Raw genomic sequence first — 26,713 nt, forward strand, 5'->3', positions numbered from 1 at the left:
TCGGCCGGGAAGCAAGGCTTTCCGGAGGTGTCATGATGCCAGGAGGTTGACCCGGGAACGTGGCTATGTTGACCCACCGGGAAGAACCGATCACGAAATGTGTGCCAGAGCCAGAGTTAGGTCGGACTTGACAAAGGCACGACCATCAAGCCCGCGCGATGGAAGGGCTTCAGCGTCTTCGGGCGATGGTGGCGAGCGCCATCGCTGTGAGTGCGGCGGCCGCTTGGATCGACTCCGAGAGGCGGACGGCGCGGCGGAGGTCGGCTACTCGCGGAGCGGGGCCGTCGCCGAGGGTGGGGCGCTGCTCGATGCCGTGGCGGTACTGTGTGCGGCCGCCGAGCCGCACACCCAGCGCACCCGCCATCGCGGCTTCGGCCACACCGGCATTCGGGCTCGGATGGTCGGCGGCATCGCGACGCCAGGCGGCCAGTGCCGCGCGAGGACGACCGCCGACCACCGGAGCCAGCAGCGCGGTCAGCGCACCACTCAACCGGGCCGGAATCAGATTCGCCACATCATCGGCGCGGGCGGCGGCCCACCCGAAGTGGCGATAGCGTTCGTTGCGGTATCCGACCATCGCGTCGAGGGTGTTCACCGCGCGATACCCCAGCAACCCCGGCACCCCGGCGACCGCGCCCCAGAACAGTGGCGCGACAGTGGCATCGGAGGTGTTCTCGGCTATGGATTCCACTGCCGCACGGGCCAATCCGTCCGCATCCAGCACCTGCGGATCACGCCCGCACAGCGACGGCAACAACTGCCGCGCCCGGTCGATATCCCCGGCCTCGAGCCGATCGGCCATCGCCCGCCCGGTCCGCGCCAACGTCCGCCCACCCAGAACGGTCCACGTCGCCAACGCCGTCACCCCAACCGTCGCCCACTCCACGCGGCGGGCTCCCCCAACCACCCGCTGCGCGACCGCCCCCACCGCAACGGCCCCACCGACCAGCACCGCCGCATACACCACCCCCGCCACCCGCCGATCGCGATAAATTGCCGTCTCGAATGCGGCCGCCGCCGAACCGAACCCGGCCACCGGATGCCCCCGCCGCGGATCCCCCAAGACCCGATCCAGCACAAATCCCAGCCCCAGCCCCACGGCCCGCGACGTCCCGATACGCACCGGCCGAGCCTAACGACCACCGTCCCGACCACCAATGTCCCCGTCGCCCGGCCTGGCGGCCGGGCGACGGGGAACCGAGAGTTTCGCCTTGGCGGACAGAGGCTGTCGTGCCAGGCGGAACGTGGGTTGCCGTTTCGGACGAGCTGCCGTGCCAGCCGGAATGCAGCTTGCCGTTTCGGACGGGCTGCCGGGCCAGCCGGAATGCCACTTGCCGTTTCGCACGGAGTGCCAGGCCAGCCGGAATGCAGCTTGCCGTTTCGCACGGGGTGCCAGGCCAGCCGGAATGCCACTTGCCGTTTCGCACGGGGTGTCGTGCTGGGCGTTGTCACAGGTGCGGTTCCGGGGGCGTCGTCTCGGGAGCAGGAACCGATAGGCTCGGGCGGAGTGGAAGGAAGGCGGTAGTGGTGAGCGAGCAGCGCGCCCATGAGATCGACCAGGTGGAGCTCGCCCGGCAATTCGAGGAGCACCGGCAGTATCTGCGGCGGCTGGCCTACAGCACGCTGGGCAGCCTCGGCGATGCCGACGACATCGTGCAGGAGGCCTGGCTGCGGTTGCAGCGGTGGCACGAAACCCGCTCCCCCGGCGACACGATCGACAATCTGCGGGCCTGGCTTACCACCGTCACCGGGCGGCTGGCGCTGGATCAGCTGGGTTCGGCGCGGGCGCGGCGGGAACAGTATGTCGGCGAATGGCTGCCGGAGCCGGAGGTGACCAGCTGGGAGGATCCCGCCGACCGGGTCACCCAGGACGAGCGGGTCACCACCGCATTGCTCGTGGTGCTGGAGTCGTTGTCACCGGCCGAACGCACCGCCTTCGTCCTGCAGGACGTGTTCGGCATGAGCGGGCCGGAAGTGGCCGAGGTGGTCGGCCGCACCCCGGCGGCGGTGCGGCAGTTGACCTCCCGTGCCCGCAAGCGCGTCGAGGAAGGCACCCCGCGGTTTCCGGCCAGCCCGGACGAACACGCCAAGGCGGTCTCGGCCTTCGCGCTGGCCTGGCGCTCCGGTGATCTGAGCGCACTGCTCGGCATTCTCGACGACAAGGTGACCCTGACCGCCGACGGCGGCGGCAAGGTCCCCGCGATCCGGCAGCCGGTCTCGGGCGCCGAACTGGTCGCCAAGCTGTTCCTGGGCTGGTACCGGGCGGGCAACGGCGCCTGGGGCCGGTCGGTTCTGATCAACGGCCGCCCGGGACTCATGGTGTTCGACGGGAGCCATCTCGGGGTGTTCTCCTTCATCGTCGAACACGGCAGGATCACCGGGATCGCCGTGGTCCGCAACCCCGACAAGCTTCGCGCACTTCCGCCCGACACCGAGCCCGAGTGGTATATGTGACAACCCGGTTCGGCTGCCGTGCCCGAATCCTCGGCGCGGCAGCCGAACCGGTCAGATCCGAGTCGGCTCCCCCACCGCCAGCAGCCCGTGCGCCTGCGCAACCTCCGCCGAAAACAGTTGTCCCCCATCGGCGGTCAGCCCGTGGGCCAACCCCGGGTCGGCGTGGCAGGCCGCCCGCCAGCCCTGATCGGCGATCGCACGCACATACGGCAGGGTCGCGTTGGTCAAGGCGATCGTCGAGGTGCGCGGCACCGCGCCGGGCATATTGGCGACGCAGTAGAACAGCGAATCCGCCACGCGGAAGGTGGGTTCGGCGTGCGTGGTCGGATGCGAACTCTGGAAACAGCCACCCTGATCGATGGCGATATCGACCAACACCGACCCGGGACGCATCCGCGCCACGAGGCTGTCGGGCACCAGCTGAGGCGCCCGCGCCCCCGGCACCAGCACCGAGCCGATCACCAGATCCGCTGCCAGCACCGACTTTTCGACCTCCGCTGCCTGCGAGGCGACGGTGACCAACCGCCCGCCGAAGCGCACATCGAGTTCGCGCAACCGCGTCTGATTGGTATCGAATACGCTCACCCGCGCGCCCATACCCACGGCAACACTCGCCGCGTTGGACCCGGCGACGCCGCCGCCCAGCACCACGACCTCGGCCGGGCGCACTCCCGGCACGCCACCCAGCAACACACCCGCGCCCCCGGCGGGCGCCATCAGGTGATACGCCCCGACCTGGGTCGCGAGCTTGCCCGCCACCTCACTCATGGGTGCCAGCAGCGGCAGCGACCCGTCCGGACCACGGACCGTCTCGTAGGCGATCGCGGTGATCCCCGATTGCAGAATGGCATCGGTGCAGTCCCGCGAGGCCGCCAGATGTAAGAACGTGAACAGGATCTGGCCTTCGCGCATGCGCGGATACTCCGGCGCAATCGGCTCCTTCACCTTCAGCAACAGCTCAGCATCCTGCCAGACCTCGTCGGCGGAGGCCACGATGCGTGCCCCCGCGCCGAGATATTCGGCGTCGCCGAATCCGGACCCGTCACCGGCACCGGCCTCGATCAGCACCTGATGCCCGTGACCTACCAGTTCGGCAACCCCGGCGGGGGTGAGCGCGATCCGTTTCTCCTGCGGTTTGATCTCCCACGGAACCCCAATTCTCATATCGCCATCGTGAAGTAAGCCCGGTCCGATCGCCACAATCCGGCATCGGCGATTCGCAATGTGGCAATCAATTGGCAACAACAGGGTTCCGCTGCTGAACAAGCTGCACAGCTGACCGAATCCCGCCCTCCCCCAGGGCAATCGCGCCTATTTCAGCCTGATGCGCGCGCCCGCGGCCTCGAGCTTGTCCTTCGCCGACTCGGCCGCCGTCCGGTCGACACGCTCCAGAATCGCCCTGGGCGCGGCCTCGACCAGATCCTTGGCCTCCTTCAAACCCAGACCCGAGACGATCTCCCGCACCGCCTTGATGACCTGGATCTTCTTGTCCCCGAACGTTTCCAGGACCACATCGAACTCGTCCTGTTCCTCGACCGGGGCCGCCTCGGCCACCGGGCCCGCAGCGGCGGGCGCGGTCATCAGCGCGGCGGCGGCACTGACCCCGAATTCCTCCTCGAAAGCCTTGGTGAATTCCGACAGCTCCAGCAGTGTCATCGACTTGAAAACGTCGAGGAGCTCGGCGACGGTCATCTTGGCCATGATGTATCCCTTGCTGCGCTGACCAGGCGATACATCTATGATAGAGGCCCGAAACGAGGTGTGGGCCCCGGCAACAACTAAGTTCACGATCATGAGGATTCAGCTGGGTGAACACGCGCCGCATATCGATGACAGCGCATGGGTGGCGCCGAATGCCACGGTGATCGGCCGGGTGCGGCTGGCCGAACAGGTCGGTGTCTGGTACGGCGCGGTGCTCCGCGGCGATATCGAGGACATCAGCGTGGGCGCCGGCACCAATATTCAGGACGGGTGCGTCCTGCATGCCGACCCCGGCTTCCCGCTCACCGTCGGCACGGGAGTGTCGGTGGGGCACAACGCGATTCTGCACGGCTGCACGGTCGGCGACGATGTGCTCGTCGGCATGGGCGCCACGGTTCTCAACGGCGCGGTGATCGGCGCGGGCAGCCTCATCGCGGCCAATGCGCTCATCCCGGAGAATGCCGAGATCCCGCCCGGCTCCCTGGTCGCGGGCGTGCCCGGCAAGGTGCGCCGCGAACTCGGCGAGGCCGAACTGGAGCGCATCAAGCTCAATGCCGCGGTCTACGTCCACAATCTCGGGGTCCACCGCGACGGGATCCAACTGTGATCCAGGCCACACTGGACGGCCGTCCAGGTTCAACCCTTGCTAGCATTCTCCCAGCGTGCCCGGGGTCCGGACCTCCCGCCGACACATTAATTCGTGCGGCTGGTAGCGCAGGCGAGCCCGGCCGGACGGCGGGCACGCGAAGTGGGCAAGCAGGAGGTTTCACGGTGTCGTGCGAGCAGTCCGGTATGCACCGACCCACGGGGCGGATCAGTGTGGCCGATATCGCGGCCCAGCCGGGGGGAATCGAGGCGCTGCAGCGCCGCGTCCACGAGTTACGCTCCAGCGGAGTCGATTTCGCCGCCAACGCGATCGAACAGGAGATGGCCGCGCTGAATCTACGGTGAGATAGGCGAGTCTCCGGTCCGCGACACGCCGCATTCGCCGGCCGCCGCTCGATTCGATGAGATAATGACTGTCCGCCTTCCGCATCGACGCGGTATCCCGCCGATTCGACTGGAGACTCGATGCCATCCGTCCCTCCCATCCTCGCCCGCATTCTGGAGAAACCACGGGCCGACGGTGAACAGTTGCTGGAGAGCGCCCTGTCGGCGTTTCTCGACTTCGGGATCAAGCGCACCAGCATGGGCGAGATCGCCCGCCGCGCCGGGATCAGCCCGGCGACGCTGTATCGGCGCTTCGAGTCGAAGAACGACCTGGTCGAGGCGGTGGGCGTGCGGGAGGCGCAGCTGTTCGTCGCCGAGATCGAGGAGCGGGTCGGCACCATCGACGACAGCGAGGACCAACTGGTCGAGGTGTTCGTCGCGTTCATCACGCTGTTGGCGCGCAACGAACTACTGCAGCGGTTGCTGCGCACCGAGCCGGATATAATCCTGCCGCGGCTGACCACCGAGGCCGGTCCGATCCTGGCGGTGGGCCGGGCTTATCTGGCCGACAAGTTACGCGGATTGCAGAAGACCAACGCGGAGTTGGATTTCGACGCCGATCTGGTGGCCGAGATCATGGCGCGGCTGGCCCAGTCGCTGGCACTGACCCCCGACGGGCTGATCCCGCTCGGGGACGAGCAGGCGGCCCGCGAGTTCGCGCGCCGCACCTTACTGCCGATGGTGGGCGGGCAGCGCGGCTGATTACCGCGGGCCGAATGCCACTGTGGGCGAACCCAGTTCGAATGCCGCGGCCACTCGCTCGTCCAGGATGATCGGGTCGGGATCGCCGCCCTCGACGAGCGCGCGCACCCAGTCGGCCAGCGCCGCCGCGGCGGGGGTGCGCGGATCCGGGACGGGTAGCCGCGCCACGTACTGGGTAATCCAGCGGCGGCGCCCGGCGTAGAGCCGGTTACCGCAGACGGCATCGTAGAAGCGCAGGCCCAGGGTCGAATTGGCCACGCCCATCAGCACATAGGCGAGCGTGTCGTCGCCGATATCGGGCAGCGAGATCCAGTAGCAGTCGCCGTTGACGATGGCGCCGCTGCGGTCGAGGGCGAACCTCGGGCGTACGCTGATGTCGGGAAATACCACCTTGGGCTGGCGCCACAGGTGCGGGCGTTGCGGCACCCAGATCTCGAACCATTCCCGCCCGCTCGCGGTGAGGTAGTCGCGGGCGGCCAGGGTGTCCTTGTGTTCGGCCAGATATGCTGCCGTGCCGGGGAATTGCGACAGATCCACCGGTGTGCGGCGCGGGCGGGCGACGTCGTAGGGGTAGAGCACCCGGGTGGCGCGTTCTCGGGCGACCCGCCACGGGGCCATGTCGTGGTGAGTGAGCAGATCGAACAGTAGTTCCGTTTCGGGCCGGGGTTCGCGCTCCTCCCAGCGATCGGAGATGAATACTCGATCGGCGGTCGTTTTGATACCCACCCGGATTCGTGCCAGCTCCCCGAAGGTGCGCCATGTCCCCTCGCTCACCCGCCGCAACCAGGCGTCGGTGCCGGGCCGTGACATCCGCCAGGGCACCGTGGAATCCGCGCCGCGATGATCGGCGACGGTGAAATCGGCTGTAGCGGAGACAAGCCGACTAGCGGCTGGATTCTGCTGCGGCGCAATGGACTCGGTCGCCAGGGTGCCGACCTCGATGGCAATGCACCGGCCGTCGTGCCGTATCACGCAGTCGCGCGGTTCGGTGAGGATGGTGAAAAGGTTTGTATCGCAGCAGGGTTCGACGCCTTCTGTCTCGTAGGCGGAGACGTACGTGCACTGCATGGCCGGTTCGCCCCGCACGGCGATGGTGACGGCGGGTAACACCGCCGCCTCGAACAGGCGTGTGTCACCGAGGTCGTAGAGTTCGACGGGAGTCAGTTGCGAGCGCAGCAGGGCCCGCAGGTTCGCGCCCGCCTTCGTGGTGAGAAATCTATTGGCGCACAACAGCCCCAGCACGCCCCCGGGCCGCAGCAGGCGCGGGACGCTGGCCACGAACGGATGGGTCAGATCGATCCGCCCCTGCAATCCGAAGCGACGGCTGAGCAGCCGTGCGGTGGCGGCGCCGAGCTGTTGGGTGCGCACATACGGCGGATTGGTGATGATCGCATCGAATTCGCCGTCCGCCAAGGTGGCCGCGGCACCGAGGAATTCACCGACCCGCCACTCGATACCCACCCCGTCATCACGCGCGGCCGCGGCCCGCACCGCCTCCCCATCCAGGTCGTACCCGACCAACCGCAACCGCGCCTCCGGAAATCGCCGCGCAGCCACCTGCCTCGCCGCCACCAACAACTCCCCGTCCCCACACGCCGGATCCAGTATCCGCAACTCCCCCGTATCCCCGGGTGGCATCACATGCTCGAACAACCGCTCCGCCAGGAACCGCGCCAGCCGCTGCGGCGTGTAATGCCGCCCATGCCGCTTACGCGCCCGCTCCCCACCCCCCTCCGCCAGCCACGCACCACCCCCGCCGGGCCTATCGACCCGCCGGCTCCCCGATGCCTGCCCGCCCCAGCCATCCACACCCGGCATTCTGCCCGCCCCACCCCCATCCCGCCCCCACAACCCACCCCAACCCCACTGGTCACCCGCCCAAACCAGCCCCCACTCCCCAACACCGGCCCACCGGACTCCAGGCAACAAGAAGGCGGACCCACCCCACACCCACAGCCGCACCCTTTATTGGCAAACGCACCCTCTACGGCACACCACAAGGGGTGCGTCTACCAACAAAGGGTGCGGCTAGGGCTCAGCCCACACTCGGCCAGCAAGCTCCCACCGAACGTCAACACAGCCGCACCCTGTTCGCAAACGCAACCTCTACGGCACACCACAAGGGGTGCTGGCCAGATAGGTGAAATCCGGCATCGGCCGCAGGTGGATTCCGGCGTCACTTGGTGCCTCGAACCACGGTTTGCACAGGCGAAATTCGACACCACTTCGCGACTCGTACGATACGTCCCAGCCCGACACTCCGATCAGTGCCAACCACCCGCCATACGCCCAAGGTCACTGCGACGGCCGTACGTGACAACATGGCCTCGCACTAACCGAAACCCGAAAGTTCGATTTCCTTGTGCGTACTCAACTGTAAAATCGGCCAGGCTCGGTGCATCAATAGCCGGGAACCCCATGGCTTGGGAACATCAGCTCGCGGCACCACGCAGCACCTTCAGCCGAGAACTATGGCGACGTGGGGTTCTGTGTCCAGCCACCGGGTAGTGGCGTCGGCCGCGTTGTCGCGGGTGGCTAGGGCTGTCGGCCAGCGCGTCTTCTCGTCGTGCGGCTCCAGGCCGAGGTCCTGCCAGTAGCCCTGCAGGGACGCCGCTGTCTATGCGAAAACCGCTGCCGTATTTCCTCGCCGCACGGGCGCTGAGCATCCTCGGCGACCGCGTCACCGACGTCGTGCTGCCGCTGGCGGTGCTCGCGGCCTCCGGGTCCGCGGTCACGGCGGGCGTCGTCGGCGCGGCGGCCCAGCTGCCGCAGGTCCTGGCGGCGCTGCACGTCGGCGCCGTGGTGGATCGCCGGGAACGCAAGAGCCTGATGGTGACCGTGGACGTCGTCCGGGCAGTCGCGTTCGTCGCGATCGGAGCGGAGGTGATGCTCGGCGGGGCTCGGTTGGTGCCGCTGGTGCTGCTCGCGCTGGTAACCGGCGTCGGCGACGCGGTGTTCCACGCGGCGGCGAGCAGTTACCTGCCGAACCTCGTCGCAGACCGAGACCTCATGCGCGCCAACGGCTTGGTGGAAGGCTCGGACGCTGCGGCGACGCTGACGGGACCGGCTGCGGGTGGCTGGCTGCTGCAGTCGCTGGGGCCGTTGATGACGTTCATGGTCAACGCGGTGAGCTTCGTAGCGTCGGCCATGCTGCTGGCCCGGTTGCCGAAGAACGTTCCAGCACCCGGGGAATCCGGCGGCGACGAGTCCGTGCTGGCCGGGCTGCGGCTGGTGCGGCAGGACCGGGCGCAGGCTGTGCTGCTGGCGAGCGCGTGCTACCTGCACCTGCTCGCGGCGGCGGCGTTGCTGCCGTTGCTGGTACGTGCCAACGAAGAGCTGCGCCTGACGCCGCTCACCACGGGTCTCATCGTGTCGGCGGCGGGCATCGGCGGCCTCGTGAGCAGCTTCGTGCTTGCCCGATTCTGCGACACCACCAAGTGGCCGCTCCTGCTGGCAGCGGCGCTGTCGGTCAACGGTGGTGCGGTCGGCGTGCTCGCCCTGTTCGACGCTCCGCTGTGGCTGGCGGCGACGGTGCTGGTGCTCGACGGCGCGTCAGCGCTCGGGTTCATTGTCATGGCTACGACGCGGCAGCGCATCACACCGGATGCCGTGCGCGGCCGGGTGATCGCCGCGAGCACGGCGGCGACGGCCACCGTCCGCATGCTCGCCCTCGCCGGCGCCGGTGCGTTGATCGACCTGGCCGGCCCGCGTCCGGTGCTGCTCGGCCTGGCGGCCCTCGCGCTGCCGTTCGTTCTCCTGCTCGTTGTTTTCCGCGCCGTTTCTACCGGGACCCCAAGCAGGACGATGAAGCGCTAGAGCCCCCACCACACGCCAACACAGACGCACCCCTATTCGCAGACGCACCCTCTACAGCACACCGGAAGGGGTGCGGCTGCCAACAAAGAGTGCGGCTAGGGCTCCGCCCACAGCAGGTCGACGGGTTCCCCGTCGCACGTCAACACAGCCGCACCTCTTGTTCACGGACGCACCCACTGCGGCACACCGGAAGGGGTGCGGCTGCCAACGAAGGGTGCGGCTGGGTTTGTCGACGGGCGGTTGGTGGGTTGCACCCTTGGACGGCAGGGCGGCCTCGGCCTCTGTTCGGGGACGCAAACGCATTGGGCGGCGCGAGGGGGTGGGTTAGTCGGGGACGTAGAGGCGGGCTGTGGTGATCAGTTTGCTGCCTCGGGATAGCTCTAGTTCGGCTATGCCGCGGCCGGTGGTGGTTTCGACCGAGGTGGTGACGTAGCGGCCTGCGGAGATGGGCTTGGTTACTTGGATTCCGGCGGCTCGGGTGACGAATTCTTCGGGGGTGATTCGGGTTCCGGCGGGCCATTCCAGGGTGGCGGTGGGGGCGAGGGCGTTTCGGACGGCGGGTGTGCTGCCGCGGCCTGCGGATTCCAGTAGGCCGGTCGCTGCTCGTTTACCGGCGGCGCTCACCCGGATGAAGCCACGCGCGAAACCCAGTGCGCCGCCGATACCTTGGTTGGCGAGCAGTCGCGGGCCCAGCTTCGCCGACACCAGGACACCGGGCACACCGGCCGCGAGCAGTTGGGCGCTCATCACCGGCAGCTCCCAATGTGCGCGCAGCTGCCGGATTTTCCACTCGCCGCCGAGGTGGGCGAGGTCGTAGCGCAGATGCATCGGCACCCGCAGCGTGACCCCGGGGGCCATGCGGGTCTCGACGGCCAGATCGCGAAACACGCTGGTGCCACACACCACATCGTGTGCGGAGCGGAACGCGATGTCGCTGGAGGCGATCAGGGTGTCGTAGAAGCGCCCGATCGCCTCCTCGCCCACATGAGGTCGCGACCCGACCGGATCCTCCACTCGGGCTCCGGGTGCGAACAATTCCAGCCACGCGGCACGATCGTGCACGGCGATCGCCTGCGGCGACTGCTCGACGGCCGCCAACAACTCGGCGGCGGATGCGGTGGCAGACATGGGGACAATCTATAACTCGTTCCACTCACCGCGGAAGACCGCGGCGTCCCACTCGCCAACTGGGAACCGAAATCTCAGCGCGGACCCATGCGGATGGCACCGTCGAGCCGGATCACCTCGCCGTTGAGCATCGGATTCTCGATGATGTGCGCGACCAGCGCCGCGTACTCGGCCGGATCGCCGAGTCGTCGCGGATGCGGAACCTGTTGTTCGAGCGAGGCCTTGGCCTCCGGTGGCAGCGCGGCCAACAGCGGAGTATCGAACATGCCGGGCGCAATGGTCACCACGCGAACGAGGTATTCGGCCAGATCGCGCGCCAGCGGCAGGGTCATCCCGGCGATGGCGGCCTTGGAGGCGGAGTAGGCGGCCTGCCCGATCTGCCCGTCGAAGGCGGCGACCGACGCGGTATTGACGATGACCCCGCGCTCACCGTCGACGGGTTCGGTGCGCCCGATGCGCTGGGCACCCAGCCGCAGCACATTGAAGGTGCCGAGCAGATTGACCTCGACGACCACCTGGAAGGCATGCATCGGCAGCACCCGGTCCCCGCTGAGCACGCGACCGGGCAGCCCGATTCCGGCGCAGTTGACCACCACCCTCACCGGTCCGAGCGATTCGGCGGCATCGAGCGCCGCGCCGACCTCGTCCTCCTCGGTCACATCCGCAGGGGCGAACACGGCCGCGGGCCCGATCTGCTCGGCCACATGTTTGCCGTCGGAATCCGGCAGATCCACCACGACCACCTTGGCCCCGCCGGCCGCCAGTCGGCGCGCGGTGGCCAGTCCCAGTCCGGAGGCCGCCCCGGTCACCACGGCGACGCTGTCGTGCAACTGCATCGATCGAACTCTTTCCTGCTCGGGATCCCGTTGTCGACAAGATACCTTTGTAGCAAAAAGGCATCTTGTCGAGTCGAGATTGCGACGATTCGCCTTCGGCCCGTGCGGGTTCTGCGTCCTACTCGACCGGGGCGCCCCACCCCGTCAGTTCGAGCAGGTCGATCATCATCTCGAACGCCTGGTCCACGCGATTTCGGTCGCCGGTGGCGACGAAGTCGATCTGCAGTCCCCGCATCTGAGCAAGTACGAAGGTCGCTGCCTGCGTCGCGGTATCCGGCGGCCAGCCGTAGCGGATCAGCGCCTGCTCGACCTCATCGAACCAGTCGGTGACGAGCGCCTGCGCCATATCGGTCGCGCCGACGCCGGAGGCGTGTGCTGCCGCCAACTCGAACAGCACCCGGAACTGGCGCCGCTCCTTGGGCTCGCACAGCCGCCGCCACACCGCGCGCAACATCTCTGCGCCCGTGCCGGTTTCGCTCGAGTCCACCGCCCGGATGCGCGCCTGGACATCGGTCCGAATCTTTTGCACGACCTCGGTGATCAACGCATCCTTCGTAGCGAAGTGCCGAATCAGCGAAGCGTGGCTGATTCCGAGTGCCTGCGCCACCGGACGCAGGGACAGATCACTCACGCCGTGATCGAGCACGTACTCCGTCGCCGCCTCCAGCAACTCCGGGCGACGATGCTGATACCGCAGCTTGCGACCGTCGATGCGCTCTTCGCTCACGCCCAGCATCCTAAACGGCTACCGCCCGATAGGCGTACCACACGGTTCAGAAATTCCCTTGTGGCACCGTCGAGCATTCCCGGCCGATACACCCTCGCGCGCCGACCTGGCCGACGCCCCTGTTGCGCGAAGCCACGGAGAACCGAAACGTCGGCTCATGTGTCGACATCTCCCCGATTCTTCTTGCCGCGGTAGCCGAGCCGACGATCGGTATCCGGATCGGCGCTCAGGACGCGGTGCCGATTCGAGTTCGCAGTCCTTCGGCAAACGTGCGTGCCGCCTCGAGGTCGGCGGCGTTGGGGCGTCCCTTCTGGACGCCGCCGACGACCATGAGCGGAAGCCACGTGTCGAAGGCGCGGCACGAGAAGGTGTCGACGACCTCGAAGCCCTTACGGCTCAGGAGCCGTGTCAGGGAACGGATGTAGCGCCGGAACGGCGGTTCGGGGAATCCGCTGGTGTTGAACACGAACGCTCGCTGCCGCTGCCCCTCCGGGAGGGACTGGATGAACTGGCGCAGCCGTGGATGGAAGGCCATGTTGAAGATGCCGGACCCGAATCCCACGAGGTCGTAGGTGGCGAGCTCGGCGATATCGACCTCTTCGGGGTCGACGACCCGGGCCCCCAGGACCTGGCCGATGACCTCGGCGACCTTTTTCGTGTTGCCGTGCGACACGGAGACGCACACGATGATGGCCTTCATAAGGATGCTCCTTTGCTCGATTTCGGTGCGGTACTGATCAGGCCTCTCGACCGCTCGGCCGGTCGAGAGGGCGCGTCACGTCGGCGGTGCGCAGCTTGTCCGGGTTGCGGACCGCATACAGCCCGGTGATGCGGTCCCCGGTCAGTTCGATCATCACGACGGAATCCAGGCGCTTGTCGGCGCCGGACCGCAACAGGATCGCGGGCAGCGCGTTGAAGCTGCCGAACTCGAAGTCCATGTCCGCCATGCTGTTCTGGGCGAGCCCGACGACATATCTGGCTACCCGCTCGGCGCCGATGATCGGCCGGCGGGCGGCGCTGACGTGCCCGCCACCGTCGGAGATCTGGACGACGTCCGGGGCGAGCACGTCCATGAGGGTGCCGACGTCACCGGTGCGGGCGGCCAGCAGGAACCGGTCGATCACCACCCGGCTGGTATCGGTGTCGGGCTCGAAGCGTTTGCGCCGAGCTTGAACGTGCTCGCGGGCCCGGTGCGCGATCTGGCGCACGGCGGTGTCGGTCTTGCCGATCATGCCGGCGATCTCGACCAGGCTGTGGCCGAACACCTCCGACAGCACGAATACGGCCCGCTCGGTCGGGCCGAGGGTTTCCAGGACGAGCAGCATGGCCATCGACACCGATTCGGCGAGCAGGACGTCATGACTGGCGTCGTGTTCGGTGCGGATCGGTTCGGGCAGCCAGGTGCCCACGTAATCCTCGCGGCGGCGGCGTACGGACCGCAGCTGGTTGAGCGCTCGTCGCGTGACTATCTGCACCAGGTAGGCGCGTGGATACGTCACCTCGTCCGGAGGAGTGTCACGCCAGTGCAGATAGCTGTCCTGCAGCACATCTTCGGCGTCGGCCGCGCTGCCCAGGATCTCGTAGGCGATCGTGAACAGCAGCGGACGCAACCTGTCGAACGTCTTCGGGTCGTTGCGCTCGCTCATCGGACTGCGATCGGGGTCGCCGCGGGCACTGTCGGTGTCGGGCCGGGAAGCCACCGGTAGGCCCGCGGGAAACGCATCGAGGTGATGGTGAAGCGGCACACTCGTTCTTTGACCACCGCCGCCGCCCGTCCGGTCACCACGAATTCTCGAGCGGTGTCATCCAGGTGCGTGGCCTGGATGAAACCGTCGCGCCGCCCGAGGCTGATCGCCTGTCCGGCCATGCCGATCGACACCGGCGCCGGTCGTTCGCCCCGGATCAATGCGAGCACCGTGCGGGCGCCGTGCGCGCCCATCGGGATCGCCGCTTGACAGCTCATCCGCAGGTGAGCCCCGACATGCCGGGGTGGCGCCACAGCGTCCCCGACGCCGACGATCCGTCGATCTTCCACGCACACCAACGTATCGTCGGTGCGGAGCCTGCCGTCTTCCGCCACCGGCAGGCCGCTGCGCCGGGCCAGATCCGGCACGCCGAACGATCCCGCCCACACCGTGCAATCGCTGGGTAGGCGACCCACGTCGGTCTCGACGCCGTCGGGACGGACGCCGATGACCCGCCGCCCCGTACGCAGCCGAACCCCGGCGTTCGCGAGCCTGTTCTCGATATCCGCTCGGCTCGACGCGGGCAGCCACCCGGCGACCGATTGCGACACCAACTCGACCGTCAGAGACGGGTACCGGTAGGCGATTTCGGCGGAACTCTCGATCCCGGTCAGCCCGCCACCGACCACCAGGACACGCGCCCCGGCCGGTAGCCGCCGCAGCCGCGTGCGCAATGCGTCGGCGTCCTCGAGATCGGCGATACCGTAGGCATTCTCCGAGCCGGTCGAGCCACGGGCGGCCGTGCTACCCACCGCATACAGCAGATAGTCGAAACCGAGTGCACCACCGTCGTCGAGCTGCACTGAACGCTCGGCAATCGCGTCCACCGTCGCCACCCGCAGCCGTAGGTCGCGGTGCAGCAGACCCCTCAACGGCCGCACCGCATCCGAGGCACCCGCGGCGTGTTCGTGCAACCGAATTCGTTCCACGAACACATCCCGCGGATTGACCACTGTCACCCGCACATCCGACCGCCCCGCGGCCGCCAGCCGGTTCGCAGCCATCACACCCGCGTAACCCGCGCCGACAACCACCACTCGCGCTACCACAACCAGCTCCGATCAGTTGGACCCACACCTCGTGGACACCGCCCGACCGACAACCGTGACATCGGAATCGTGTGATGACAGTCACGTCAGTTCGTGGAGCAGAGGGCGGCGTCGACGACCTTCATGACGTGGTCTGCGGCCTCCGATGCCTCGGGGACCTGGTTGACGCTCACCGTGACCGAGCGGCCGCCAGCGGTGACGCCGCCGCGCGTCTCGAATCCGTCGATGTCGCCGCCGTGGCCCCAGCTGTCTTTGCCGCAGGACAGTTGGCGGTGCATGAGGCCGAGGCCGTAGCCGATCGGTGGCCCCGGCACCTCCAGGGCGACAGTGCGTTTCATCTCCGTCAGCTGATCGGGTGGCAGCAGCTTTCCGTACAGCAGTGCGGTGAAGAAACGGTTGAGGTCCGCGCCGGTCGCGACCATCGCTCCCGCCGCACCGGCCGACGACACGTTCTGGCGTGTGTAGTCGACCCGTTCGCCGCCGACCTCGCTGTAGCCGAGGGGATGCGGACCGCGGATATCGGTTTCGTCAGGGTCCGGATAGTAGGTATCGCGCAAGCCGAGCGGCTCGATGATGCGGTGGGCGATCGCCGCACCGACCGAGCCTCCGGTGATCTTCTCGATCACCATCCCGGCGAGTGCGTAGTTGGTGTTGGAATAGGCCCACCGTGACCCGGGCTCGAAATCGGCGGGCGCGGTCAGGGCATTGCGCACCACGTCGGCCATATCCGTGGTCCCCCACCGCACGCCTTGGGAGTGAAAGTCGAGCTGACCCGGCTTAGGAGGCGCCCCGAACTCCGCTGCGTATTCGGGCAGTCCACTGGTGTGTTGCAACAGATTTCGGATAGTGATCCGATTCCCATCGATACCCGGCCCGTGCACCACTCCCGGCAGATACCGTTCCACCGGCGCATCCAATTCGACCTTGCCCTCACCCGCCAACTGCAGCATCACCGTCGCCACGAATGTCTTGGTGTTGCTGCCGATCCGCACCCGGGCGTCGTCCCGGAAGGGTGTGCCCTGTTCGAGATCGGCCACTCCGGCACTCGCGGTCCGGACCCGCCCGTGATCAGTGACCACGACCTGGGCACCGGGCAGGTGGTCTTCCGAGACCAAACGGCCCAGGGCCTCGGTAACCTCCACCCATCCGGCATCGACAGCGACCGGCTCGCCCCGATCGGTCCCCGTGGCACTGCAACCCGCCGTGACGGCCATCAGTGCTCCGGCCACCAACACGGTGGCCCACGATCGATGACATGCCCTGGTGCGCAAGGTGATTCCTTTCTGCTGCCGAATCAGTCACGCTACGAGAAGCCCGAACACCTCTCCCATATGGCAACCCCCCTTCTTTCCGGTGGTGCTGGCCCTAACCCGAACGCTGCCGCTCCCCACATCTGCCCTCTGCTTACCGCGGCGCCGGGGTGAACACCATGAAACGGTTGCCGTCGGAGTCGAGCAGGTCGGCGGAGACCAAGCCGTCCGGTGTCGTGGCGGGCGGCGCGAGCACCTTGCCTCCCAGTTCCGTCGCGCGGTCGCAGGTGGCTGCCACATCGCGGACCATCACGCAGAACACCGCGTATCCGGTTCCGGGCTGCTCCTCGGCGATTCCGCCGGAGGGAACGGTGGCGCCGGGATAGCTGATCAGCTGGTAGCCGTCGCCGCTGCCGGGATCGGTGCGGTAGGTCCAGCCGAACAGCTCGCCGTAGAACCGCTGGGCGGCAGCGGGATCGGGGGTGCCGATCTGGAACCAGGCCACGGTGTCGAAAGCTGGGGTCATGGAAGGGGCCTCCTCGAATCGCAGTGCAGCCCGGGCGGCTGCACTCGTCCAGCCTCGGATACCGGGGCGACAACCCTATGTCGGTGTTTTCCAACGGACCCGCCGAGCGTCACAAGCCGACCGTCCGGACCACCCGATCCGCCGGCAGGTGGTCGATTTCGCGCAGTCGGCGAGCCGCCACGGCCCGCTCACCCAATTCCGCGTGCACGATCCGGTCCAGCCGGAACACCCGCGCGTCCTCCCGCAGCCGGCACCAGCCGACGAGATACCAGCCTTCGGCACCCCACATCAGCGCCATGGGCTCCACGCAGCGATCGGTGACGGCCCCGAAGCGGTCCGCATACGACATCCGGATCACCCGGCGTTCGACCACGGCCTCGTGCACCACGCCCGAGCAGGCGGCGGAATCCGGCTCCTCCACCGCCTCCACCAATTGCACGCGTGCAGCGAGATCCCGTGCCGCACCTGCCGATTCATCCGTCAATGCGGCCACCATCTTGGCCAGCGCACCGGCACCGGCGGCGGCGAACGGGGTGCCGCGCATGTACCGCAGCGCCACGCCCACCGCGACCACCTCGGCGGGCGAGAAGTTCAACGGCGGCAACGACATTCGCTTGTCGAGCGCATAGCCGCCGCCGCGCCCCACATCGGCGTGGATCGGCACCCCCGATTGCTGCAGCGCCGCGATATCCCGTTCGATGGTGCGCACGCTCACCTCGTAGTGCGCCGCCAACTCCCGCGCTGTGCGCCGTCGCGGCGCCACCGCCCGCAGATGCTCCACCAGCGCATACAGCCGGTCCGTTCGATTCATCGCCCACCCGTTCCGCCGTTGTTGCGCGCAGAATATCGACGGGCACCGACAGCGCGAACCACGATCCAGACGTGCCGCGGCGGCGTACGGTGAATCGATGTGAGGCGACGATGGATCGGGTGGGTGTTGCTTGGCGTCTGGGGGACGACGGTGGCTGCCGGGTGTGGCTCCGAACAGTCGGCCCCGCCGACCTCGCCCCCGCCGACCTCCGGCACGAGTTTGCCTACGGGGGCGACGGTGCCGCTGGTACCGGGACCGTCGGTCCCGCAGACCGGCGACAGGGCCGAGGTGCTGTGCCGCACATCGGATCTCACGGTCGGATTCGGTCCGGCAACCGGCGCCGCCGGGACGATGGCGTTCCCGATCGTGTTCACCAACGCCGGATCGAGGCCGTGCGTACTCCAGGGATTCCCGGGCGTCTCCTACGCGACCGGTCCGGACAGTGCACCGGTCGGTGCGCCCGCCGCGCGGGACGGTGCCGCGTCGGGCCCGGTCCTGTTGTCGCCCGGCGAGCAGGCGTCGGCGCTGGTCTTCGCGACCGACGTGGGCAACATTCCGGAGGAGCAATGTCGGCCGGTGCCGGTGCCCGGGCTGCGCATCTACCCGCCCGACAACACCGCGTCGCTGTACCTCGAGCACGACGGAACCGCCTGCAGCCTCGAACAGGCGAGCACCACCCAGCTGAGGGTCCGCGCGATCGTGGCGGGCCCCACCGGCCAGTAGTCCGAACCCCTAGAGCCGCACATCACGACGCCATCACAGGTCGTGCACTTACCGGTCCGTAACCACCGCGGCGGCAGGAAAATCGAGGGACATAGACCTCAGCGGAGGCAGCAATGGTCGATTCGCTTTTCGCGGACGTATCCGAATGGCAGCGGGTGCCGGTCGACGACTCGTACCCGTATCAAATCTTCTCGTTCCGATCCAACGACGGCACCTACCGGGACCGCAACTTCTATCAGAACTACGCCTGGGCAGCCAACGCCGCGAACACCGGGCGGATCTCCTGCTTCATCGTCTACATGTACTGGCGGCCGAACTGGCGCGACACCGTCGACACCCACAGAGATATGGTCGGGCGGGCGGGTGGTCCGCACCCGAAGATGGTCTCCATGGTCGATGTGGAATCCGGCGGAAACCCTCGCGGGGATCAGTCCGACGGCATCAACCGCGCCTATTGGAGGCTGGCCGACTGGCTCGGCGCGACCCTGCGGGTGATCGGTTACGCCAATAGGTCCGACTTCTTCGAAATGTGGCCGGTTCGCCCGGAGGGACTTCGCGTAATCGGGGCGGGGTACGGCCGAAATCCCAACCTGCCCGGCCAGATCGCCCATCAGTACACCAACGGCCAGGGCTACGGTGGTGGCCTGCCCGAGGGCGCCCCGCCGTTCGGCAACTGCGATATGAACATCGCCTACGGATACACGCCCGAGAGGTTCGCCAACGACGTCGGTGTCGGGACGGTCTCGGTGGATCCGGTCGCCGACATGTGGATCCAATTCATGGGCCCGGGCGGCAACGGCTGGCCCCAATTGGCCGACCGTACCCTCGTCGACGGGGTCGCTACGGTCGGTCGAAAACTCGACATCCCCGGGTTCGCACCCCCACCGGGGCCGACCCAGGTGCCGATGCCCCACGACACCCAGGGACGCATCCGGGACGAATGGATCCAGATGCTGGGTCCCAACGGCGAGGGCTGGCCTCAACTGGGTGGCTATACCCTCGTCGACGCCATCTCGGCCATCGGCCAGAAGCTCGGTATAGACGGCTTCGAGCCGCCCGCCCGATAGTCCCGATCGGAGCATCCGCATGCCCACAGTCACCAGCGCCAACGGCCGCTTCTTCGTCGTCACCGAGTGTGTGACCCAAGCCGCGGCGGCCGCGGCGGCCGCCGCAGCGGGCGGCACCCTGGCCGCCCTCACCTCCGCCACCGTCGACCAGCTCAATTTTCCCGCCGACGCATTCGCCGACATCCAGCGCTGCGACACTCCGCGATCGGGACCGGTCGCCTGGTTCGGCTCCTACAACGGCGGCGTCCCCGAGCGCACCGTCTACGCCGTCAACCTCACCACCCGCCGGGTCTTCAACGTCGCCGCCCACCGCGCCGCCGCCTGGACCGGGCTCGTGCTCGCCGAAGCCCGCACTGAGCCCACAAGCTGCGAGTAGCTCCGCGCAGCAACCCGTGCGGTGCGGAAGTAACAGCTAGCCACAAGGTATTTATCAAATCTCCACCTGCGGCTGGCAATGACCTGGTAACAGGCTGCCGCCGTATCGGGATAACCGATACACGGCTCAGTTCTGGCCGCTGGGCTCGATTTGTGGAGCACATCATGCGAATCTCGCGCACCCGGACCTCTCTGACGGCCGGGTTGACACTCGGTACGGTTGCCGCCGCGGTGGTCGCCCTGGCGACGCCCTCGAACGCCGCGACCAACGACCCCCTGATCGGCAAGCAGTGGGGGCTCACCCAGATCAACGCGCCGCAAGCGTGGCCGATGAGCACCGGGGTCGGCACCGTGATCGCGGTGGTCGACACCGGCGTCGATCTGACTCACCCGGATCTGCAGGGCAAACTCGTCCCAGGCGCCACCTTCACCGACTGTCCCCCGGGGCAGCGGCCGTGCGGCAACGGCGATTGGAAGGGAACCGACGGTATCGGGGACGCGGTCGATGTGCACGGCACCCACGTTGCGGCCATTGCGGCCGCGGCGACGGGCAACGGGATCGGCATTGCCGGTGTCGCGCCCGACGCGAAGATCATGCCGGTAAAGGTGCTGGAGGAGACCGGCACCTACGAGGACGTCGCCGATGGTGTCCGGTGGGCCACCGACCACGGCGCCGACGTCGTCAACCTGAGCCTCGCAGGCCTCCCCAACGACCAGTTGCTGACGCTGCTCGGGCTCGAGACTCGCCTGTCCGACGCGATCGCGTACGCGCTGAGCCAGGATGTCGCGGTCGTGGCCGCGGCGGGCAACACCGCGATCCCGCTGTGCTCGGATCCGGCGTTCACCCGTGACGTGATCTGCGTGGTCGCCACCGACCGCTACGAGCTCAAGAGCTGGTACTCACAGTTCGGCCTCAAGGCGGATCTGAAGATCGTCTCCGCTCCGGGCGGTGCGGGCCTGATCAACTGCGACGACAACGTGTGGTCTGCGGTCCCGCAGGGCACCGGCTCGGCCGCCTGCGGGCAACCGGACTACGACGCGTTCTCCGGAACGTCGTTGTCGGCCCCGCATGTCTCCGGTGTCGCGGCCCTGCTTGCCGCTCAGGGACGGAGCCGGACGGAGATCTACAGCGCGATCCTCAGAACCGCACGCCTGCCGTTCCTCGGCGGCGCCATTCGCGGGCTCTACAACCCCGTGTACGGCTTCGGCATCGTCGACGCGGCGGCCGCGGTCGCCTCGTAACCGCATAACGCCGAAAGCCCCTCGCTCCGATCTTTTACGAGCGAGGGGCTCCGCGCGGGCGGCGTCAGCCGTGCAGGCGGGCCTCGATGGCCTCGATGATGCGCGGGCGCAGTTCGGCGGGTCGGATGATGGCGTCGACCGAGCCGACCTCGACGGCGCGCTGAATATTGTGCACGCGGTCGAACTCCGCGGCGACCTCACCGAGTTTCTCCGTGCGGACCGAGGACCGGAGCTCGTCGAGTTCGGCGATCAGGGCCGCGCGGCCGGTACCGGAGGCGTTCGCGGCACGTGCCTCCAGCTCCCGCACCCGCGGATCGGCCGCGGTGCGGGTGTCGACCTCACCGGCGAACACCACCGCAGCGGCCGGGGCACCGCCGAGCACCGACGCGAACGAGCCCTCCAGCGCGAGCACGGTCATATTCGGATTCAGCGCCTTCGAGAACACCACGAACGCGCCACCGTGATACCGGGAGATCACGCAGAACACAATGGGCCCTTGGAAGTTCACGATCGCGCGGCCGATCTCGGCACCGTACTCGAGCTGCAACTTGCGCATCGACTCCGGCGAGCCGTCGAAGCCCGACAGGTTCGCCAGCACGACCAGCGGCCGATTGCCACTGGCGGCGTTGATCGCCCGCGCGGCCTTCTTCGACGACTGGGGGAACAGCGTGCCCGCGGTGTAGGTTTCGGGGCCGTCGGTCGGCGTGAAGCCGCGCCGCGGCACACCCCGTGACTCGATGCCGAGCAGGCACACCGGGATGCCGCCGAGATGCGCGTCCTGCACCACCGCGGTTTCCGCATCGGCCATCCCCGCCCAGCGTTCCAGCACCGGGTGGTCCTGGTCGGCCAGCGCCCGCATCACGATCCGGATGTCGAAGGGTTTCTTGCGATCCGGATTGGCTGTGGCGGAGAAGATTTCGCCGACCGTGGTGAAGTCGCTGTCCGCCATCACGTGCGGGAAGTCGGAGACGTCGCGATCGATGGGGTCGCTGGTCTGCGCCCGCCGCGGCGATCGGTCGCCGGGCGCGATGTAGGTGTGGTCGTAGTGCGACATCAGGATGTCCCGGGCCGCGGTCAGATTCGGCGCCCAGTACTGCGCCTGACCGTTGGGGCCCATCACCCGGTCGTAGCCGCCGATGCCGAAGTTGTCCTCGGCCGACACGCCGCCGGAGAAGTCCAGCGCCTGCTTACCGGTGAGCACCATCGCGGAATCCGGGGTCATCACCAGGATGCCCTTGGTGTGCATGAGCATGGTGGCCTCGGCGTTCCAGTACGGCTGAGCGCCGACGTTGATGCCCGACACCACGATGTTGATTTCGCCACCGTCCTGGGTGAATTCGACGATCCGCTTGAGCGCCGCCGCCACCCAGTCCATATTCTCCGTGCCGGACGTCATCGAGATCCGGGCGCCGGAGGACAGCGCGTACCACTCCAGCGGCACCCGCATCCGTTCGGCCAGATCCAGTGCGGCGATCACGCGGCGGCACTCCGGTTCCGACAGGGCGCCGAGCGATTTCGTCGGATCACCGAGCAGCACCACCCGGGTGACGCCCTGCGGATGCCGTTCGGTCGGCGTGGTGACCACGCCCGCGACGATTGCCGCGGTGTTGCGCCCCTTGGGCCGGTCGACGGGGACCAAGGCGTGGGAGGCGTCGAGGTCGTACTCGGTGAACTCGCCGAGGAAACCGGTCAATTCGTAGGGGTACACGGTGTTGCGGCTGCTGGCCCGCAGCACCTTCTGCCGGTACTCGTCGAGCGGCTCGACCGGATCGTCGGACCGCTCGCCGACGATCACCTCGGTGCCGCCGGTGGCGTCGAAACGGATGCGCACGGCGACCTTGACCAACCGGCGGTCTTCGGGTCGCGCTGCCGCGCGATGATCAGGATCTCCTCCAGCCCGGCACCCGCGATCGTCGGCTCCACGCGTTCGACGATGGTCTCGAACTCGTCGGGGGTCATGTCGATCGGCGGCCAGATGTACATGACGATGCGGTTGGTGTTGAAGCGCCTGGCCGACGACGGCCGCCGCGACTGTGCCCGGCGAATCGAGTCGAGGCAGGTGGCGATGGTGCTCTCGGCCGTCGGCAGCGCCAGCAGCCGGCCGTCCTGCTCGCGCAGTGCGGTCAGGTCGCGCACCTGCGCGAACGCGACCAGTCGCTCGTCGGACGGATTCTCCTTCGCGACGCACCGGAACAGGTAGACCTCGTCGTTGTCCGAGGACGGCAGCCGGGTGAGGTCGAACTTGCGCAGCCGCTTCATCTGCATCCGCTCGGCGATGTACGGGTGCAGGCCGCGGATCAGTCGCTCCTCGGCCATACCGGTGGCCGACGGACGGAAGGTGAAGTGGTGGTGCATCACCGCGCCGCCGCTACCCGCGACGGTGGTGGTGATCCGGTGCACCTGATTCGGGAGCCGTTGCGCGCCGAGCACATCCTGCAGGGCCGCGGCCATCGCGTCGTGGTCCTCGGGCTGCTTCTCCCAGCCGAGGTAGATGTCGGCCTCGATGGACATCGCGCCGCTCGCCAGCTCGGTGAGCCCGCGCAGCACGGTGTCGAGTGCCTCGAAACGCACCGCGGCCGACACCAGGGTCAAGCCGCGGCGCTCGGCGATCACGAAGGTGCAGCCTCCCACCTCATGCGTGCGAACGCCGGTGAGTCCCTTGTTGCCGTAGTACCGCCGGGTCAGGACCTCCAGCATGACGGTGTTGTCCGGGTTGCCGCGTACCAGGCGCTGGCCGAGCAGTCGCACCAGCGGCTCGGTGCTGCGGACCATGTCGGAGATGCGCTCGGCGCGATCGGCAGTGTCCGGGTGCGCGTCGAGGTGGCGCAGGTGCCTGCGGACGTTGGTGTACACGCGGGCGCGGTTGCGCCGCAGCAACGGCTGGCCGAACCATGCGAACACCAGGCCGCGGGTGAGATCGGCGACCACCGGGAAGCGCACCTGCGTCGCGGCCACCAGTCGCTCGAGCGCCAGGCCGACCGGCTCGCGCAGCGCCCGGTCCGGCACCGGCTCCCCCAGCCACTCCCGCAGCAGTGTCGTGATGACCGCGGCGGTGTCGGACGGACGCTGCTGGGCCAGGAAGATCCGGAAGACCGCGGCCTCGAGATCGGGCGAGCGGTCCAGCTCGGTGACGCCGTAGTGTCCGAGCGCCTTGGCGAGCTTGGCCCGGTACGACTCCGGCAGCCCGGCCCGCTCGACGTCGAGGCTCTGCAGATAGGTGTGGAAGTACTCGCGGGCGCTGTGCACATGGCCGTGGCTGCCGTCCTCGTCCCACGACCGGTTGTGGCTCAGTTCGGCGAGGTCGGCGAAGACCTGCACGAGTTCGAGTTCCTCGGCGAGGGGCCGATGGTTGTCGGCGATGGCCGCCCGGCGCGCGGTGAGGTAGTCCTCGACCACGCGGCGATCGTCGTGCGGGTCGACGTCGAAACCGAGCAGCAGGCTGCGCAGTCCCTGCAGGCAGCGGGTCAGCCGCTCGTGCGGCTGGACGGGGGCGGGCTCGTCGGGCAGGTCCAGCTCGACCGAGCCGACCGCCGCGCCCTCCGCGGCCGCGCCGTCCTCGGCGAGCGGTTCCAGCCGCAGCAGCGGCGCACCGGTCTCCACCTGAGTGCCGACGGAGACACTGCATTCCTTCAACCGCGCCCGGAACGGCGCGCGCAGCACCGTTTCCATCTTCATGCTCTCCAGCACCAGCACCGGCGCACCGGCTTCGACCTCGGCGCCGATCTGCAGCGGCGTGGCCACGACCAGCGCGGGGGCGGGTGCGCGGACGACACCGCCCTCGTCGCGGCTGATCCGATGGGTCACACCGTCGACGTCGACCAGGTGGATCGGCCCGTGCGTGCCGGTGATCAAGCGGTACCGGGTGCCGTTGACCACGATCTGCGCGGTGTGGTGGTCGAAGCGCTCGAGATCGACATCGGCGGCGCGGATGTCGCCGCCCGCCTCGATGCCGATCCGGAACCGATGCGCGCCGACGCGTGCGACGCGGACGCGGTAGCCCGCCCCGCGCAGCTTGAGGTCGAGCGGACGGCCGCTCTTGTGCTGCACCTGCGGACGCCCACCGGATGCCGTGGACAGCAGCCGCTGCTGTTCGACCCGCTCCTCCTCCTCGTAGGCATCGATGGCCGCGGCGGCCAGGGCGACGGCGGAGTGGCGGTGCGAGACGAGACGTCCCTCGCCGCGGACACGGTCGATCCAGCCGGTGTCCGCGCTGGCGTCGATCACCTCGGGCTGGTTCAGCAGGTCGAGCACGAAGCTCTTGTTCGTGGCGCCGCCCTCGATGACCACCCGGGTCTGCACCATCGCGCGGCGCAGCCTGCCCAGCGCCTCGTCGCGGTTACGGCCGTAGGCGATGATCTTGGCGATCATCGAGTCGAAGTCGGCGGGAATGGTGTCGCCCTCGCTGACACCGGTGTCGACGCGGATGCCCGGTCCGGCCGGCAGGTCCAGCCGCGCGATGCGGCCCGGGGCGGGCGCGAAGTCGCGGTCGGGGTCTTCGGCGTTGAGCCGGGCCTCGATGGCGTGCCCACGCTCGGCCGGGGGCGCACCCTCGAGCCGGCCCCCGGACGCCACCAGCAGTTGCGCCCGGACCAGGTCGAAACCGGTGGTGGATTCGGTGATCGGATGCTCGACCTGCAGCCGGGTGTTGACCTCGAGGAATGCGAACAGCTTCTCACCGGGGTGGTAGAGGAATTCGACGGTTGCCGCACCGCGATACCCGACCGCGACCGCCAGCCGCTCGGCCGACGCCTTCAGCTCGGCCACCTGCTCGGGGCTCAGCACCGGTGACGCCGACTCCTCGATGACCTTCTGGTTACGCCGCTGCACCGAGCAGTCGCGCACACCGAGCGCCCACGCGGTCCCCTGGCCGTCCGCGATCACCTGGACCTCGACGTGCCGGGCGCCGGTGACCAGCCGTTCCAGGAACACGACACCACTGCCGAACGCCCGCGCGGCCTCCTGGCTGGTGCGGTCGTAGGCGTCGACGAGCTCGGCCTCGTTGGTGATCACCCGGATGCCGCGGCCACCGCCACCCGCGGTCGCCTTCAGCATCAGCGGATAGCCGATCTCGTTCGCGGCCGCCACGGCGGCCTCCACGGACTCGACCGCGCCGCGGCTCCACGGCGCCACCGGCACGCCGACCTCCTCGGCGATCAGCTTCGCGCCGATCTTGTCGCCGAGCTTGCGCATGGCCTCCGGGCTCGGGCCGATGAAGGTGACCCCGATCTGCTCGCACAGCTCCGCGAACGCCGGATCCTCCGCGACGAAACCCCAGCCCACCCAGGCGGAGTCGGCCTCGGTGGCCTTCAGCGCGCGCTCGAGGGCCTTCAGATCCAGATACGGGCGCGCGGACGCCGGACCGAGGTCGTAGGCGATGTCGGCCTCCCGCACGAACGTCGCGTTCCGGTCGACGTCGGTGTGCAGGGCTACGGTTTCGATCGGCTGTCCGGTCTCCGCGGCCAAATCCCGGACGGCGTGAATGAGGCGCATAGCGGCCTCACCCCGGTTCACGATGGCGATACGGCTGAACACTCGCCAGCTCCTTCCATTCCACAGCACTGGCCCGGTCGG

22 protein-coding genes and 1 pseudogene are annotated in these 26,713 nt (G+C 68.4%); 9 read left to right on the forward strand and 14 right to left on the reverse strand.

From position 1 onward, the window contains the following. Positions 1–169: 169 nt before the first annotated feature. Complete coding sequence (locus tag IU452_RS17610) at positions 170–1,123, reverse strand: cobalamin biosynthesis protein (protein WP_195110126.1); 954 nt, start codon at positions 1,121–1,123, stop codon at positions 170–172. Between the two features lie 404 nt (positions 1,124–1,527). On the opposite strand from IU452_RS17610, the gene sigJ reads away from it, so the two are divergent. Continuing rightward, positions 1,528–2,454 carry an RNA polymerase sigma factor SigJ gene (sigJ, locus tag IU452_RS17615; protein WP_324192683.1) on the forward strand — a complete coding sequence of 309 codons (927 nt, stop codon included), beginning with the start codon at positions 1,528–1,530 and terminating at the stop codon, positions 2,452–2,454. A gap of 51 nt (positions 2,455–2,505) precedes the next feature. Here sigJ and ald read toward each other — a convergent pair whose 3' ends face one another. Continuing rightward, complete coding sequence (gene ald / locus IU452_RS17620; RefSeq protein WP_195110127.1) at positions 2,506–3,618, reverse strand: alanine dehydrogenase; 1,113 nt, start codon at positions 3,616–3,618, stop codon at positions 2,506–2,508. 147 nt (positions 3,619–3,765) lie between these two features. Beyond that, a complete protein-coding gene (rplL, locus tag IU452_RS17625; protein WP_195110128.1) occupies positions 3,766–4,155 on the reverse strand; it encodes a 50S ribosomal protein L7/L12 in 390 nt (129 codons plus the stop codon). Between the two features lie 91 nt (positions 4,156–4,246). Here rplL and IU452_RS17630 point away from each other — a divergent pair, with 91 nt between their 5' ends. From IU452_RS17630 to IU452_RS17640, 3 genes are all read left to right on the forward strand, one after another. Continuing rightward, positions 4,247–4,762, forward strand: a complete 516-nt coding sequence (locus IU452_RS17630) for a gamma carbonic anhydrase family protein (protein WP_195110129.1) — start codon at positions 4,247–4,249, stop codon at positions 4,760–4,762. A gap of 185 nt (positions 4,763–4,947) precedes the next feature. Continuing rightward, entirely contained in the window at positions 4,948–5,106 is a 159-nt protein-coding gene (locus tag IU452_RS17635) for a hypothetical protein (RefSeq protein WP_228817974.1), read from the forward strand. Positions 5,107–5,226: 120 nt separating this feature from the next. After that, complete coding sequence (locus tag IU452_RS17640; protein WP_195110131.1) at positions 5,227–5,847, forward strand: TetR/AcrR family transcriptional regulator; 621 nt, start codon at positions 5,227–5,229, stop codon at positions 5,845–5,847. Here IU452_RS17640 and IU452_RS17645 read toward each other — a convergent pair whose 3' ends face one another. After that, the gene (locus tag IU452_RS17645) at positions 5,848–7,665 is read right to left on the reverse strand and encodes an Eco57I restriction-modification methylase domain-containing protein (RefSeq protein ID WP_195110132.1); all 1,818 of its coding nucleotides are present in this window, start codon (positions 7,663–7,665) and stop codon (positions 5,848–5,850) included. An 801-nt stretch (positions 7,666–8,466) separates the two neighbouring features. Between IU452_RS17645 and IU452_RS17650 the strand changes: the two genes are divergently transcribed. Beyond that, entirely contained in the window at positions 8,467–9,663 is a 1,197-nt protein-coding gene (locus tag IU452_RS17650; protein WP_195110133.1) for an MFS transporter, read from the forward strand. A 324-nt stretch (positions 9,664–9,987) separates the two neighbouring features. Here the strand turns inward: IU452_RS17650 and IU452_RS17655 are convergent, their stop codons facing one another. The 9 genes from IU452_RS17655 to IU452_RS17695 all read right to left on the reverse strand — a co-directional run bounded on the left by IU452_RS17655 (position 9,988) and on the right by IU452_RS17695 (position 17,735). After that, positions 9,988–10,791: a nuclear transport factor 2 family protein gene (locus IU452_RS17655; protein WP_195110134.1), complete on the reverse strand. Its 804-nt coding sequence runs from the start codon at positions 10,789–10,791 to the stop codon at positions 9,988–9,990. Positions 10,792–10,865: 74 nt separating this feature from the next. Beyond that, positions 10,866–11,627, reverse strand: a complete 762-nt coding sequence (locus IU452_RS17660) for a 3-hydroxyacyl-CoA dehydrogenase (RefSeq protein WP_195110135.1) — start codon at positions 11,625–11,627, stop codon at positions 10,866–10,868. A 118-nt stretch (positions 11,628–11,745) separates the two neighbouring features. Continuing rightward, the gene (locus tag IU452_RS17665) at positions 11,746–12,354 is read right to left on the reverse strand and encodes a TetR/AcrR family transcriptional regulator (RefSeq protein ID WP_324192684.1); all 609 of its coding nucleotides are present in this window, start codon (positions 12,352–12,354) and stop codon (positions 11,746–11,748) included. Between the two features lie 226 nt (positions 12,355–12,580). Next, the gene (locus IU452_RS17670; RefSeq protein ID WP_195110137.1) at positions 12,581–13,054 is read right to left on the reverse strand and encodes a flavodoxin family protein; all 474 of its coding nucleotides are present in this window, start codon (positions 13,052–13,054) and stop codon (positions 12,581–12,583) included. A gap of 37 nt (positions 13,055–13,091) precedes the next feature. Beyond that, complete coding sequence (locus tag IU452_RS17675; protein WP_195110138.1) at positions 13,092–14,000, reverse strand: RNA polymerase sigma-70 factor; 909 nt, start codon at positions 13,998–14,000, stop codon at positions 13,092–13,094. Further along, a complete protein-coding gene (locus IU452_RS17680; protein ID WP_324192685.1) occupies positions 13,997–15,148 on the reverse strand; it encodes an NAD(P)/FAD-dependent oxidoreductase in 1,152 nt (383 codons plus the stop codon). The genes IU452_RS17675 and IU452_RS17680 overlap by 4 nt, the downstream gene beginning before the upstream one ends. Before the next feature lie 86 nt (positions 15,149–15,234). Continuing rightward, the gene (locus IU452_RS17685) at positions 15,235–16,419 is read right to left on the reverse strand and encodes a serine hydrolase domain-containing protein (RefSeq protein ID WP_195110140.1); all 1,185 of its coding nucleotides are present in this window, start codon (positions 16,417–16,419) and stop codon (positions 15,235–15,237) included. Positions 16,420–16,552: 133 nt separating this feature from the next. Beyond that, complete coding sequence (locus IU452_RS17690) at positions 16,553–16,924, reverse strand: VOC family protein (RefSeq protein ID WP_195110141.1); 372 nt, start codon at positions 16,922–16,924, stop codon at positions 16,553–16,555. 109 nt (positions 16,925–17,033) lie between these two features. Beyond that, entirely contained in the window at positions 17,034–17,735 is a 702-nt protein-coding gene (locus tag IU452_RS17695) for a helix-turn-helix transcriptional regulator (RefSeq protein WP_195110142.1), read from the reverse strand. 237 nt (positions 17,736–17,972) lie between these two features. On the opposite strand from IU452_RS17695, the gene IU452_RS17700 reads away from it, so the two are divergent. The 4 genes from IU452_RS17700 to IU452_RS17715 all read left to right on the forward strand — a co-directional run bounded on the left by IU452_RS17700 (position 17,973) and on the right by IU452_RS17715 (position 21,142). Next, positions 17,973–18,458: a DUF4232 domain-containing protein gene (locus tag IU452_RS17700; RefSeq protein ID WP_195110143.1), complete on the forward strand. Its 486-nt coding sequence runs from the start codon at positions 17,973–17,975 to the stop codon at positions 18,456–18,458. 113 nt (positions 18,459–18,571) lie between these two features. Then, complete coding sequence (locus IU452_RS17705; RefSeq protein WP_416382334.1) at positions 18,572–19,525, forward strand: hypothetical protein; 954 nt, start codon at positions 18,572–18,574, stop codon at positions 19,523–19,525. A 19-nt stretch (positions 19,526–19,544) separates the two neighbouring features. Continuing rightward, complete coding sequence (locus IU452_RS17710) at positions 19,545–19,901, forward strand: hypothetical protein (RefSeq protein ID WP_195110144.1); 357 nt, start codon at positions 19,545–19,547, stop codon at positions 19,899–19,901. Positions 19,902–20,065: 164 nt separating this feature from the next. Beyond that, on the forward strand, positions 20,066–21,142 hold the full coding sequence (locus IU452_RS17715; RefSeq protein ID WP_195110145.1) for a S8 family serine peptidase: 1,077 nt from the start codon (positions 20,066–20,068) through the stop codon (positions 21,140–21,142). A gap of 64 nt (positions 21,143–21,206) precedes the next feature. On the opposite strand, the pseudogene IU452_RS17720 reads toward IU452_RS17715, so the two are convergent. After that, positions 21,207–26,674 (reverse strand): annotated as a pseudogene (locus IU452_RS17720) (carboxyl transferase domain-containing protein). Between the last annotated feature and the right edge of the window lie 39 nt (positions 26,675–26,713).

The sequence above is a fragment of the Nocardia transvalensis genome, assembly GCF_015477765.1.
Classification (GTDB): Bacteria; Actinomycetota; Actinomycetes; order Mycobacteriales; family Mycobacteriaceae; genus Nocardia; species Nocardia transvalensis_A.

Excerpts from the sequence above, each read along its gene's own strand:
- IU452_RS17715 (WP_195110145.1), top strand. The coding sequence starts at position 20,066 with ATGCGAATCTCGCGCACCCGGACCTCTCTGACGGCCGGGTTGACACTC.
- IU452_RS17630 (WP_195110129.1), top strand. The coding sequence starts at position 4,247 with ATGAGGATTCAGCTGGGTGAACACGCGCCGCATATCGATGACAGCGCA.
- IU452_RS17650 (WP_195110133.1), top strand. The coding sequence starts at position 8,467 with ATGCGAAAACCGCTGCCGTATTTCCTCGCCGCACGGGCGCTGAGCATC.
- IU452_RS17660 (WP_195110135.1), bottom strand. The coding sequence starts at position 11,627 with ATGCAGTTGCACGACAGCGTCGCCGTGGTGACCGGGGCGGCCTCCGGA.
- ald (WP_195110127.1), bottom strand. The coding sequence starts at position 3,618 with ATGAGAATTGGGGTTCCGTGGGAGATCAAACCGCAGGAGAAACGGATC.
- IU452_RS17705 (WP_416382334.1), top strand. The coding sequence starts at position 18,572 with ATGGTCGATTCGCTTTTCGCGGACGTATCCGAATGGCAGCGGGTGCCG.
- IU452_RS17670 (WP_195110137.1), bottom strand. The coding sequence starts at position 13,054 with ATGAAGGCCATCATCGTGTGCGTCTCCGTGTCGCACGGCAACACGAAA.
- rplL (WP_195110128.1), bottom strand. The coding sequence starts at position 4,155 with ATGGCCAAGATGACCGTCGCCGAGCTCCTCGACGTTTTCAAGTCGATG.
- IU452_RS17640 (WP_195110131.1), top strand. The coding sequence starts at position 5,227 with ATGCCATCCGTCCCTCCCATCCTCGCCCGCATTCTGGAGAAACCACGG.
- IU452_RS17655 (WP_195110134.1), bottom strand. The coding sequence starts at position 10,791 with ATGTCTGCCACCGCATCCGCCGCCGAGTTGTTGGCGGCCGTCGAGCAG.
- IU452_RS17695 (WP_195110142.1), bottom strand. The coding sequence starts at position 17,735 with ATGAATCGAACGGACCGGCTGTATGCGCTGGTGGAGCATCTGCGGGCG.
- IU452_RS17690 (WP_195110141.1), bottom strand. The coding sequence starts at position 16,924 with ATGACCCCAGCTTTCGACACCGTGGCCTGGTTCCAGATCGGCACCCCC.
- IU452_RS17710 (WP_195110144.1), top strand. The coding sequence starts at position 19,545 with ATGCCCACAGTCACCAGCGCCAACGGCCGCTTCTTCGTCGTCACCGAG.
- IU452_RS17645 (WP_195110132.1), bottom strand. The coding sequence starts at position 7,665 with ATGCCGGGTGTGGATGGCTGGGGCGGGCAGGCATCGGGGAGCCGGCGG.
- IU452_RS17675 (WP_195110138.1), bottom strand. The coding sequence starts at position 14,000 with ATGAGCGAGCGCAACGACCCGAAGACGTTCGACAGGTTGCGTCCGCTG.
- IU452_RS17635 (WP_228817974.1), top strand. The coding sequence starts at position 4,948 with ATGCACCGACCCACGGGGCGGATCAGTGTGGCCGATATCGCGGCCCAG.